The sequence below is a fragment of the Pseudarthrobacter sp. NPDC058329 genome, assembly GCF_042879835.1.
Classification (GTDB): domain Bacteria; phylum Actinomycetota; class Actinomycetes; order Actinomycetales; family Micrococcaceae; genus Arthrobacter.
Map to the genome: position 1 here is coordinate 1 of NZ_JBHVZR010000016.1, position 11,562 is coordinate 11,562.

General features: G+C 66.9%; 8 protein-coding genes. 2 read left to right on the forward strand and 6 right to left on the reverse strand.

The features are described from left to right. Positions 1-92: 92 nt before the first annotated feature. Positions 93-761 carry a lipoyl(octanoyl) transferase LipB gene (gene lipB, locus ACFVYC_RS17575; protein WP_387552654.1) on the reverse strand — a complete coding sequence of 223 codons (669 nt, stop codon included), beginning with the start codon at positions 759-761 and terminating at the stop codon, positions 93-95. A gap of 139 nt (positions 762-900) precedes the next feature. On the opposite strand from lipB, the gene ACFVYC_RS17580 reads away from it, so the two are divergent. After that, positions 901-2,559 (forward strand): serine/threonine-protein kinase, encoded by a 1,659-nt coding sequence (locus ACFVYC_RS17580; RefSeq protein ID WP_387552656.1) that lies wholly within the window; start codon positions 901-903, stop codon positions 2,557-2,559. Between the two features lie 27 nt (positions 2,560-2,586). On the opposite strand, the gene ACFVYC_RS17585 is transcribed toward ACFVYC_RS17580, so the two are convergent. Next, a complete protein-coding gene (locus tag ACFVYC_RS17585; RefSeq protein WP_387552658.1) occupies positions 2,587-3,483 on the reverse strand; it encodes a TIGR01777 family oxidoreductase in 897 nt (298 codons plus the stop codon). A gap of 76 nt (positions 3,484-3,559) precedes the next feature. Between ACFVYC_RS17585 and ACFVYC_RS17590 the strand changes: the two genes are divergently transcribed. Next, positions 3,560-7,084 (forward strand): S41 family peptidase, encoded by a 3,525-nt coding sequence (locus ACFVYC_RS17590; protein ID WP_387552660.1) that lies wholly within the window; start codon positions 3,560-3,562, stop codon positions 7,082-7,084. A gap of 85 nt (positions 7,085-7,169) precedes the next feature. Here the strand turns inward: ACFVYC_RS17590 and ACFVYC_RS17595 are convergent, their stop codons facing one another. From ACFVYC_RS17595 to lpdA, 4 genes are all read right to left on the reverse strand, one after another. Beyond that, positions 7,170-7,598 carry an OsmC family protein gene (locus ACFVYC_RS17595; RefSeq protein WP_387552662.1) on the reverse strand — a complete coding sequence of 143 codons (429 nt, stop codon included), beginning with the start codon at positions 7,596-7,598 and terminating at the stop codon, positions 7,170-7,172. Positions 7,599-7,785: 187 nt separating this feature from the next. Next, positions 7,786-8,136 carry a hypothetical protein gene (locus ACFVYC_RS17600; protein ID WP_387552664.1) on the reverse strand — a complete coding sequence of 117 codons (351 nt, stop codon included), beginning with the start codon at positions 8,134-8,136 and terminating at the stop codon, positions 7,786-7,788. A 153-nt stretch (positions 8,137-8,289) separates the two neighbouring features. Then, positions 8,290-10,026: a 2-oxoglutarate dehydrogenase, E2 component, dihydrolipoamide succinyltransferase gene (gene sucB, locus ACFVYC_RS17605; protein WP_387552666.1), complete on the reverse strand. Its 1,737-nt coding sequence runs from the start codon at positions 10,024-10,026 to the stop codon at positions 8,290-8,292. A 117-nt stretch (positions 10,027-10,143) separates the two neighbouring features. Beyond that, positions 10,144-11,526: a dihydrolipoyl dehydrogenase gene (gene lpdA, locus ACFVYC_RS17610; protein WP_387552668.1), complete on the reverse strand. Its 1,383-nt coding sequence runs from the start codon at positions 11,524-11,526 to the stop codon at positions 10,144-10,146. Positions 11,527-11,562: the final 36 nt, after the last annotated feature.

Sequence of the window (11,562 nt, forward strand, 5' to 3'; positions counted from 1 at the left end):
CTTGGCCTTGATCCAGTCCGGCTTCCGCTCCACCGGGACCGCCGAGTTGCGCTGTTCAACGCGCAAAAGCTTCCGGCCTTCAGGTGCCAATGTCACAGTAGAGCTCCTTCGGGGGTAGCGACCAGGGCGTCTTCATTGTTGCGCAGTTCTTCGGTAATTCTGGAAACGAGGTCAACCGGGGCCACGTCATAACCCGTTTCCCGGGCGATGGTTGTCACTCCGGCGTCGGTAATCCCGCAGGCAATGATCTGCGTGTAGGGGGCGAGATCGTTGTTGCAGTTGATGGCGAACCCGTGCATGGTGACGCCTTCGTGGACGCGGATGCCGATGGCTGCGATTTTCCTGTCCGGGCCTTTTCCGTCCGCTGCGATCCACACGCCTGCCCGGCCCGTGATCCGCACGGCTTGAATGCCGTAGCCGGCCAGGACGTTGATGATGACCGACTCGAGGCGTTCGACGTAGTCGCGGATCCCTGCCCGGTTCTTCAGTTTGATGATGGGATACCCCACGAGCTGTCCGGGGCCATGCCAGGTCAGTTTGCCGCCACGGTCCACCGGAACCACCGGCGTGCCGTCCAGAGGCCGCTCGTGGTCCTCGGTCCGTTTACCGGCCGTGTAGACCGGGGCGTGTTCGAGGAAAAGGACGGTGCTCGGGGCCTTCCCGGCGACAACGTTGTCGTGGAGTTCGCTCTGGATGGCCCAACCGCGGGTGTAGTCGACGAAGTCCGGAGCAAGACCCAGCTGTGAAAACTCAAGAGTCATGGCATCCAGCTTAGACGTTGGGCGGCCACGCGCCCGGTTTAGTGCTTAAGCTCACCGTGCGGTCCGGGGCCGGTCGGCACCGCCTCCGACCCTGTGGATAACTTCTGCACGCATCGCCGGATTCGACTAGACATGGGTTATGGACGATTTGCAGGGGATGACGGTCTCCGGTTACGCCGTAGGGCGGTTGCTGGGCCGCGGTGGCAGCTCCTCCGTCTGGCTGGCGAGGGAGGAACGGAGCGGGCGGGAGTTCGCCCTGAAGTGCTTCCGCCCGGCAGCGCGCAGGTCTTCACGTGGAGCGGTGATGACAGAAGAGGGCATCCGGCGCGAGATCCGCATACTGTCCGTCCTCGATCATCCGCATCTCATCAAAGCCCATGGGACGGTGGCGTTGGCCGGCGGCGCGGAGAGCCGCACCGCGCTGATTATGGACTACGCACCTGGCGGGTCCCTTGCCGGCCTGATAACGGCCAGGGGAAAGCTCAGCGCGGGGGAAACAGTGACGGTGCTGACCCCCATCTCCCAGGTCCTGGCGTATTTGCATGGCAAAGGGTTCACCCATGCCGACGTGTCACCGGGCAACGTCCTGTTCACTGGCCAGGGTAAACCGATGTTGTCCGACGTCGGCATTGCCCGCATGCTGGGGGACCCGGTCCCTGGAGCCAGCGCAGGCACACCCGGATTGATGGATCCGGCGCCGGTGGACGCAGTGCGGGCAGGACTTCAGCCTGAACGGGATGTCTATGCGGCTGCTGCGCTGGGCTGGTACTGCCTCACAGGCACGCCCCCGCAACGCACGGCTGACCGGCCCCCGTTGTCCATCCTGCTTCCCGGGGTCCCATGGGAACTCGCCGCCGCCCTGGAGGCAGGGCTGAACGAAGACCGGCGGCTCCGACCCACCGCTGCTTCCCTGGCAACAGCGGTCTACCGGAGCGCGTCACCCCTGCCGCTGGACCTGGCGCCGGCGGTCCATCCCACGGTCCTGCCGGAACTGGTCACACGCCTGCACACGCAGGCCGCTCCCCGTAACCGGTTGGGCGAGAGGGCGCGCGGGTTGCGGCGCCGGGTGACGACGTCGAAGTGGTCAGGTCCGTTTATTGCCCCGGAAAGGCTGCCCTTTCCCGAATCAGACGTGGTCAGGCCCCGCGCCCGCCGCGAGGACGGCGGAAAAGCGCGGCACGCCCAGCCGCGGGGTGGCCGGCGGCTGCGGAGAGGGGTTCTTGCGGGCGCAGCGGCCGCGGCAGTGGCTGCCGCCTGGTGGTTGTCCGGCGCGGGGGGCACGGCTGCCGGGCCGGGTACACCGTCGGGGCCTCCCGCTGCGGCCCCGAGTACTGCCGCCGTCCAGGAATCCCCTTCAGCCGGAGTTGACCAGGAGGCAGATCCGGTAGGGGCTGCCCGGCAGCAGGCAGCTTCCCTCGATCCTGGCGTGGCCGTCCATGGCATCGCGCTGCTCAGGTCGCTGGCTTTCAGTACAGGCATGCTGGAACTCCTCGATGAGGTGAACCAGCATGGCTCGGATGCGGCGGCGGCAGACGTCGGAATCAGCGGGCGGCTGAGGGAGTCCGGCCACACCCTGTCCGGATTCTCCACCACGCTCACAGAGGTGCAGACGGAGGACGGCGGCAATGGCGCCAGCACCGTGGTTGCTGTCACCTCAGCCTCATCCGGCTATGAGGAAAAGGATGCCCAGGGCGCGGTGGTGGCAAAAGGAGAGCCCAGCCCGGGACAGCGCCTCCGCCTGGTGCTGGTCTCGGTGGACGGCAGATGGCGGGTCAGCGGGATTCTTCCCGGCACCTGACCCCGGTGGCTCCTTCGAAAGGAGCTGTCACTGCTCCTTGCCGGCAACCCACTGGGCGGCCTGGGCGAGCGTTGGATGCTGCCAGGTAAAGCCGGCGGCTGAGAGGCGGGCGGGTTCCAGGCGCTGGCTGGCGAGCAGCAGTTCTTCGGCCAGGTCGCGCATGACCAGGCGCAGCACCGGGGCCGGAACCCGGAATACGGCGGGGCGGTGCAGGGCGCGGGCCAGCGCAGCCACCAGGGCGTTCACGTCCGCGTCTTCAGGAGCGCAGAGGTTGACCGGCCCGCTCAACGGGGACTCCAGCAGGAAGAGAAAAGCCGCCGACACGTCAGGCAACGTAATCCACGGCCAGAACTGGCGGCCGTTTCCAAACGGCCCACCAACGCCCAGTCGGATCAGGGGGAGCAGCTTGCCCAAAGCACCTCCGGAACGGCTGAGCACTACGCCGGTCCGCGGAACCACCACGCGCACGCCCGCGGGAGCTGTGGCAGCCGCGGCCTCCCACTCACCACAAATCCCGGCGAGGATTCCCGTTCCCTGCGGGGAATTCTCACGCAGGACAGTGTTCCCGGAGTCGCCGTAGTAATTCGCCCCGGACTGGCTGATGAAAACAGGGGGCGGGGAGCCAAGCCGGTGCATGGCCTGCGTCAGCGTCCGCGTGGAGTCCACCCGCGAGCTGTAGAGCTCCTCAACGCGTCTGCGCGTCCACGGCCTGTCCCCGATGCCTGCCCCGGAAAGATTAACAACGGCGCCGGCCCCGGCAAGCGCCTGCGGGTCCAGTTCCCCGGCGGCCGGGTTCCAACGGACTTCCGCCGCCGACCCCGGTTCGCGCCTGACCAGGGAGACGACGTCATTGCCGGCACTCCGGAACGTTGCGGACACGTGGGTCCCGATCAGCCCGGAGGCGCCGGCGATGACTATGCGCATGGAGTCCATCACACCACGGCGGGTGCTGCGGCGGCACCTCCAACAGTGCTAACCGGGGGTTGACTATGATCAAACGATGACCTTTTCGAGCTACTTCCGTTACCCGCACCTGCACGGCGATCTGGTCACCTTTGTGGCCGAGGATGACGTATGGATTGCGCCCCTGGACGGAGGCCGCGCCTGGCGTGTCTCCTCGCTCCAGCTGCCCGCCCGCAATCCCCGCTTTACCCCGGACGGACAAAGGCTCGTATGGACGGTGGTGCAGGGAACGGCGCCGGAAGTTGTGTCCGCTGCGGTGGATGGCGGCGACTACCGGCAGCTCACGTACTTTGGCCACGGCACCACGAAGGTCAGGGGATTTACCGCGAAAGGCTCCGTGGTGGTCACCAGCGCCTTCCGCCAGGCTGAGAGCCGGCATACACATGCCTACAGCGTCCCCCTTGAGGGCGGCTGGGCGGAGGAACTGCCCTTCGGGCCGGTGGAGTCGGTGGCCTTTGGCCCCGAAGTGGGGGATGAGCGCCCGGTAGTTGTGGGAAGCGTACTCTCCCGTGAACCCGCCTGGTGGAAGCGGTACCGCGGAGGTACCGCCGGGAAGCTGTGGCTGGACAACGATGGCAATGGCGAATTTGAACGACTGCTGCCCGACCTGGACGGCAACCTCGCAGATCCCATGTGGGTGGACGGCCGGATCGCTTTCCTGTCCGACCATGAGGGTTACGGCAACCTTTACTCGGTCCTCCCGAGTGGCAAAGACCTGCGCCGGCACACAGACCACGAGGACTTCTACGTCCGGCACGCCGGTACCGACGGCAAACGCGTCATCTTTGAATCCGCGGGTGAGCTCTGGGTGCTTTCCGATCTCAACTCCGCTCCATTTCGGCTGGACATCACCCTCGGCTCGGCCTCGCAGTCACGGCGCCCGGCGCTGCTCAACACCACCAGGCATTTGGGCGCTGCAGTCCCGGACAGCTCCGGCGCGGCCAGCGCCGTCGAAGCGCACGGCACCATTCACTGGCTGCGGCACAAGGACGGTCCGTCCCGCATCATCGAAGCAACCCCGGGCGTCCGCGCCCGCCTTCCCCGGCCCCTCGGCGGCGGCCGGCTGGCCTACGTGGCGGACCACGACGGCGTCGAATCGCTGTACATCAAGGACGTCGCCGCCCCGGTTCCCGGCACTCCCCACGCCGGCGCCCCCGGAACATCCGCGGGCCCGGAAGACCAGGGGAGCGAAGCGCCCGCTTCGGCACCTGGCCAGGAGGAGGCCGCGGTGCCCTTGCCTCAGCCGGTTCCGGCCGCCGGGGCTGCGGTCCTCGCGGGAGCCGCCCCGTCCTCCGTGGTGCGGGATGACCAGCAGGCTGACGTCCAGCAGGCTGACGTCGCCCCGGAAAACGCATCCCCAGCGGCCGGCGCGGTTGCTCCGGCAGCAGCAACCCGGATCGACTTTCCCCGCCCCACGCGCACCAGCTCCCTGGAAGCGAGTCCGGACGGCGATTGGCTCGCACTGGGCACATCCTTCGGTGAGGTGTACGCGGCCAACACCCGAACCGGTGAACTGACACTGGTGGCCAGCATCGGTGAGGGCACCGTCTCGGATCTGGCCTGGTCGGCCGACTCGCAATGGTTGGTCTGGTCCGAACCGGTAACTTCCTTCGGTTCGCGCAGCCGGCTTCGGCTGGCGAAGGTCACCGACACCGAAGCCGACCCGGTGGATGTCACCGATGGCCGTTTCTGCGACACGTCGCCGGCCTTCACCACAGACGGCAAGTTCCTGGCGTTCCTCTCCAACCGCAGCTTCGACCCCGTCTACGACGGGCACTCCTTTGACCTCTCCTTCCCGAGCCCCATCAAGCCGTACCTGGTGGCGCTGGCTGCTGACACGCCGTCGCCCTTTGGTCCGTCCGTGGATCCGGACGCCGGCGGGGACGGGGCAGCCAGCGAAGGCGGGGAACCGAAGCAGGATGCGGCGCCCGAGGTTCGGGTGGATGCGGAGGGGCTCGCACACCGCGTCATTGGCGTTCCCGTCCCGCAGGGCAACTACACGTCACTGAAGGCAGCCGACGGCGCACTGCTCTGGCTCGACTGGGCCCTCGCCGGCGTCACCGGGGACGGCAAAGCCAGCCAGGACGACAAGGATGCACGTCCCAGCCTTGCGCGCTTCGACCTTTCGCGGCGGAAGCAGTCCACCCTGGTGGAATCGCTGGACAGCTTCCGGCTCTCCGGTGACCGGACCAGGGCAGTGGTGATCTCCGACAAGCAGGTCAGTGTGGTACCGGCGGACAAAAAGGCGGACGAGGACTCAGGCGACCTGGTCAAGGTGGATCTTGGCCGGATCCGGGTGATGATGGACCCGCTCAGCGTGTGGGGCCAGGCCTTTGACGAGGCATGGCGGCTGCAGCGTGACTTCTTTTGGACCGAGGACATGGCCGGGCAGGACTGGGAGTCCATCTACAAGCGCTACCGTCCGCTGGTGGACCGCCTGGGATCCCATGACGACCTCGTGGACCTGCTGTGGGAACTCCACGGCGAACTGGGGACCTCCCACGCCTACGTCCGGCCCGCGCCAGTCAAAGAAAACGGAAGCCACGGCCAGGGCAGGCTGGGCGCCGACCTTGCCCTCACGCCGGCCGGTTGGGAGATCACGCGCATCCTCGCTGGCGAATCCTCCGACCCCCTCGCAACGTCGCCCCTGACCAGGCCGGGCGTCGGCGCCAAAGCCGGAGACATCCTGCTCGCCATCGACGGCGTGCCGCTGGCCGCCACCGTGACCCCGGCCATGCAGCTGGTGGGGGCGGCGGGCCGGGCCGTGGAGCTGACACTCCTCAACGGCGCAGCGCACGGCGAAAGCGCCGGCAGGCAGCGGCGGGTCGCCGTCGTACCCGTCAAGGACGAGGAACGACTGCGGTACCAGGAATGGGTGGCCTCCAACCGGCGGACCGTCCGGGAAGCCTCCGGCGGTACCTTCGGTTACCTGCATATCCCCGACATGATGGCGAACGGCTGGGCCCAGCTCCACCGCGACCTCGATACGGAAACAGCGCTGGACGGCCTGATCGTGGACGTGCGGCGCAACCGCGGAGGCCACACGTCCCAGCTGGTGGCGGAGCTGATTGGACGCAAGGTCACCGGCTGGAGCATGCCGCGGGCGGAGAAGCCGCGGACGTACCCGCACCATGCGCCGCGCGGGCCGGTCATCATCCTGGCCGATGAGTTCGCAGGATCCGACGGCGACATCATCACCCAGGTTTCCAAGCTGCGCGGCATCGGTCCCGTCATCGGAACCCGCACCTGGGGCGGCGTGGTGGGCATTGACAACAGGTTTGCCCTGGCGGACGGAACCGGTGTCACCCAGCCGCGGTACGCCACGTGGTTTGGCGGCGGTGTGGGCTGGAGCGTGGAGAACTACGGCGTCGACCCGGACATCGAGGTCACCTACCCGCCGCACGCGTACGCGGCCGGACGGGATCCGCAGCTCGAATACGGCATCGGGGCGCTAAAGGAAATGGTCCAGGAGCTGCCCACAGACCGCCCGCCGGCACGCGAAGGCTACCGCCGGCTCCGCCCGGCGCCGCTTCCACCCCGGCAAGGCAACCAGCCGTCCTGACGCAGCAAAAGGCCCTGCCTGACCGGAGCGTTCCGGTCAGGCAGGGCCTTTTGCTTACAGGGCTCTGGTGAACCCTTGGGCTCGCTTAGGACTGCAGGGTGGCATCCAGCGTGATGTCGATGCTGGCCAGGGCACCGGATACGGGGCATCCCACCTTGGCCTCGGCGGCGATCTTCTGGAACTCGTCTTCGGAGATTCCCGGGATCCGGGCCGACATGGTCAGATGGCTGCCGGTGATTCCGGTGCCAGGCACGAACGTGACGTCGGCCTTGGTGTTGACTTCCTCCGGCGCGTGCCCGGCCTGCGCCAGGGCATGGCTGAAGGCCATCGAGAAACAGGCCGAGTGGGCGGCCGCGATCAGTTCCTCCGGGCTGGTCTTGCCGCCCGCGGCCTCGGTGCGCGCCTTCCAGGTGACCTCGTACGTGCCCAGGCCGGAGCTGTCCAGGGTGGTGTTTCCGGAACCCGTCATCAGGTCGCCGTTCCAAACCGTGTGCGCGGTGCGTGTTGCTGCCATAACCACTCCTTAAGTTGATTCGAACCGGGGCAGGCCAGTGCCTGGCCCCGCCGTCTCCCATCCTAGGGATATCCCCCCGGGCATGCACCAGCTGTCCGCTGCTGGTGAATTATGACCGGCGGCAAACGTCGATGGCGGCGCCCGGGGTAGGGGGCGCCGCCGTCGTTGGGGCCTTCGCGGCAGGCAGTTACTGCCAGATGGTGGCGATGGCGACGTTCAGGAGAGCAAGCCCGCCCACGCTGTGCGCCAGGCCCTTGCTGATGTCCTCGCCGTTCTTGTACTTCCGGCGGCCGATGAAGGCCAGTACACCGACAGCGAGGGCGATGGCGAACTTAATGCCCAGCTTGGCGTAGTTGGCGTCCATGTCGAGGGCCGGAATCAGCCCCATCAGGGCGACGCCGGTGAGGAGCTGGAGCATGGCGCCGTCGAACTGGCGGGGGTGGACGGTGGGCTTCTTCATCTGGCCGATCCAGATGCCGACGATCATGGCGGCGCCGACGATGTGCAGGAAAACCACGATGTTATAGACGATGTTCATGGGACCAGTGTAGCCAGTGTTTTCTACAGCGTGTAGTAGTTCGGGGCCGCAGGTGTTTCGTCGCGCCGCGGGGCTTATTAAACGCCGATGGCGGTGCAGGACGTGCGGTGGTTTCCCGCCGCTGCCTGCACCGCCGTCGTGCGTCTTAGCCTGTTACAGCCCCAGGTCCGCTTCGAAGGCGCCTTCTTCGAGGCGCGCCTTCAGGGTCTGGAGGAACCGGCCGGCATCGGCGCCGTCCACCAGGCGGTGGTCGTACGTCAGGGAGAGGTACATCATGGAGCGGATGGCAATCGAGTCGTCACCGTTCTCGTCGGCAACAACCACGGGGCGCTTGACGATGGCGCCGGTGCCCAGGATGCCCACCTGCGGCTGGTTGATGATCGGGGTGTCGAACAGGGCCCCAACCGAACCGATGTTAGTGATGCTGAAGGTGCCGCCGGACAGCTCGTCCGGGCCGATCTTGCCGTCGCGGGTGCGCCCTGCGACGTCGGCGATCTTGCCGGCCAGTCCGGCCAGGTTGAGGTTGCCGGCGTCGGAGATGACCGGGACCAGCAGGCCCTTGTCGGTGTCGACGGCGATCGCGAGGTGCTCAGCGTTGTGGTACGTGATCTCCTGCTTGTCCTCGTCGTAGGCAGCGTTGAGCTTGGGGTGCTGCTTGAGCGCCTCGGCAACTGCCTTGGCGATGAACGGCAGGAAGGTGAGCTTGACGCCGTTCTGGGCCTGGAACGAGTTCTTGGCCTTGAGGCGCAGCTTGGCGACCTTGGTCATGTCCACTTCGTGGACCTGCGTCAGCTGGGTGGAGACCTCGAGGGACTCGCGCATGCGGCGGGCGATGACCTGGCGGATGCGCGGTGCCTTCTGCGTGGTGCCGCGCAGTGAGGAAACAGCGGCGTTGGACGCTGCCGGAGCTGATGCCGGCGCGGCTGCGGGAGCTGCGGCGGGTGCGGCCTTGGCTTCGGCGGCGGCGATGACGTCCTGCTTGCGGATGCGTCCGCCCACACCGGTGCCCGAGAGCGAGGAGATGTCCACGCCGTGCTGGTTGGCCAGCTTCCGCACCAGTGGTGTGACGTAGCCCGACTCGGATCCGTTGGCCGGTGCGGCCTCGGTTTCGGCCGGTGCTGCAGCGGGAGCAGCCTGCGGTGCAGGTTCTGCCTTGGGGGCCGCCTGTGCCGGTGCTGCCTGCGGGGCAGGTGCCGGCGCCTCAGCCTTCGGTGCCTCAGCCTTGGGAGCTTCCTGGGCCGGCGCCTCGGTGGACGGTGCTTCGGCGGGGGCGGCAGCTGCGCCTGAGCCGATAACTGCCAGGACGGAGCCCACTTCTGCTGTTTCGTCTTCGTTGACGCGGATTTCCTGGAGGGTGCCGGCCACCGGCGACGGGATTTCGGTGTCAACCTTGTCGGTGGAGACTTCCAGGAGGGGCTCGTCAACCTCGACGGAGTCACCCACGGCCTTCAGCCAGCGGGTGACGGTGCCTTCGGTGACGCTTTCGCCCAGCGCGGGGAGGGTAACCTCGTGGCCTTCGCCGCCGCCGGCCGGGGCCTCCTGGGCGGGAGCCGGCGCTTCCTGGGCAGGTGCTTCCTCGGCCGGGGCAGCTGCGGGTGCTTCTTCCGCCGGTGCTGCCGCGGGTGCTTCTTCGGCCGGTGCGCCGCCGCCGGAGCCATCGCCAATGCGGACCAGGGGAGCGCCGACCTCGGCGGTCTCGTCCTCGGCAACCAGGATTTCCTCAATCACGCCAGCGACAGGAGAGGGGATTTCAGTGTCTACTTTGTCGGTGGAGACTTCGAGCAGCGGCTCGTCCACCTCTACCCGGTCACCTACCTGCTTGAGCCAGCGGGTGACGGTTCCTTCGGTGACGCTCTCACCGAGGGCGGGCAAGTTAACGGATTCAGACATGTCGTCCCCGTTCTCCTTATTGATCTTTAGTGCGGATGATTGCTGCCTTGTTGGCCAGCCTAGTGCACCCGGCATTCCGTGCCGGGTGCACCAGGCCCTGTGGTGCTTGGGGGGAGACTAGCCGTGAAGCGGCTTGCCGGCGAGGGCCAGGTGGGCTTCGCCGAGGGACTCGTTCTGGGTGGGGTGGGCGTGCACCAGCTGGGCAACATCCTCCGGGTAGGCTTCCCAGTTCACGATCAGCTGGGCCTCGCCCACCTGCTCACCCATGCGGGCGCCGATCATGTGGACGCCCACCACGGGGCCGTCCTTCTGGCGGACCAGCTTGACCAGTCCTGAGGTGCCCAGGATGGAGCTCTTGCCGTTGCCGGCCAGGTTGTATTCCTGGGTCTGCACCTGGTCCTCGCCGAACTTCTCCTTGGCGGCCTTTTCGGTGTAGCCAACGGTGGCGATTTCGGGATCCGAGTAGGTGACCTTGGGGATGTTGATGTCCTCAACAATTACCGGCTTCAGGCCGGCGATTTCCTCGGCGACGAAGATGCCCTGCTGGTAACCGCGGTGGGCCAGCTGTACGCCGGGGACGATGTCGCCCACCGCATAGATGTTGCCGACGCCGGTGTGGAGGCGCTCGTTGGTGATAACAAAGCCGCGGTCGATGGTGACGCCGGCTTCCTCGTAGCCCAGGTTGGCGGTGACGGGGCCACGGCCGACGGCGACGAGCAGCAGGTCGGCTTCGAACGTCTTGCCGTCCACCAGGGTGACCTTGACGCCGTCGTTGTTCTGCTCAACGCCCTGGAAGAACACTCCGGTGGAGAACTTGATGCCGCGCTTCTTGAAGGCCCGCTCGAAGTTCTTGACGATGGTGGCGTCCTCGTTGGGGACCAGTGAGGGCAGGCCCTCCACGATGGTGACGTCCACGCCGAAGGACTTCCAGACGGACGCGAACTCGACGCCGATAACGCCGCCGCCCAGGATGATGACACTCTTGGGGATTGAGTCCATGGTCAGGGCCTGGTCGGAGGTGATGACCTTGCCGCCGATTTCCAGTCCCGGAAGGGAGCGGGAGTATGAGCCCGTGGCCAGGACGATGTTCTTGCCCTTGTACGCGGTGCCGTTGACCACGATGGTGTCGGTGCCCTGGAGCTTGCCCTCACCCTCGATGACGGTGATGCCCTTGGACTTGATCAGGCCCTGGAGGCCCTTGAACTTGCCGGCGATAATGCCGTCCTTGTACGCGTTGACGGCCGTGATGTCGATGCCGTCAAGGGTGACGTTCACGCCGTACTTGGCGGAGTCACGGGCGTGGTCGGCGAGCTCTGCCGAGTGCAGCAGCGCCTTGGTGGGGATGCAGCCGTTGTGGAGGCAGGTGCCGCCCAGCTTTGCCTTCTCCACGAGGCCGACGGTAAGGCCAAGCTGTACGGCCCGCAGTGCGGCGGCGTATCCGCCGCTGCCTCCACCGAGTACCAGGATGTCGAATTCTTGCGCAGTTGCCTGATCGGCCACTTAAACGCTCCCTCGCGTGAACGATGACGCGATCTC

Excerpts from the sequence above, each read along its gene's own strand:
- lipB (WP_387552654.1), bottom strand. The coding sequence starts at position 761 with ATGACTCTTGAGTTTTCACAGCTGGGTCTTGCTCCGGACTTCGTCGAC.
- ACFVYC_RS17580 (WP_387552656.1), top strand. The coding sequence starts at position 901 with ATGGACGATTTGCAGGGGATGACGGTCTCCGGTTACGCCGTAGGGCGG.
- ACFVYC_RS17585 (WP_387552658.1), bottom strand. The coding sequence starts at position 3,483 with ATGCGCATAGTCATCGCCGGCGCCTCCGGGCTGATCGGGACCCACGTG.
- ACFVYC_RS17590 (WP_387552660.1), top strand. The coding sequence starts at position 3,560 with ATGACCTTTTCGAGCTACTTCCGTTACCCGCACCTGCACGGCGATCTG.
- ACFVYC_RS17595 (WP_387552662.1), bottom strand. The coding sequence starts at position 7,598 with ATGGCAGCAACACGCACCGCGCACACGGTTTGGAACGGCGACCTGATG.
- ACFVYC_RS17600 (WP_387552664.1), bottom strand. The coding sequence starts at position 8,136 with ATGAACATCGTCTATAACATCGTGGTTTTCCTGCACATCGTCGGCGCC.
- sucB (WP_387552666.1), bottom strand. The coding sequence starts at position 10,026 with ATGTCTGAATCCGTTAACTTGCCCGCCCTCGGTGAGAGCGTCACCGAA.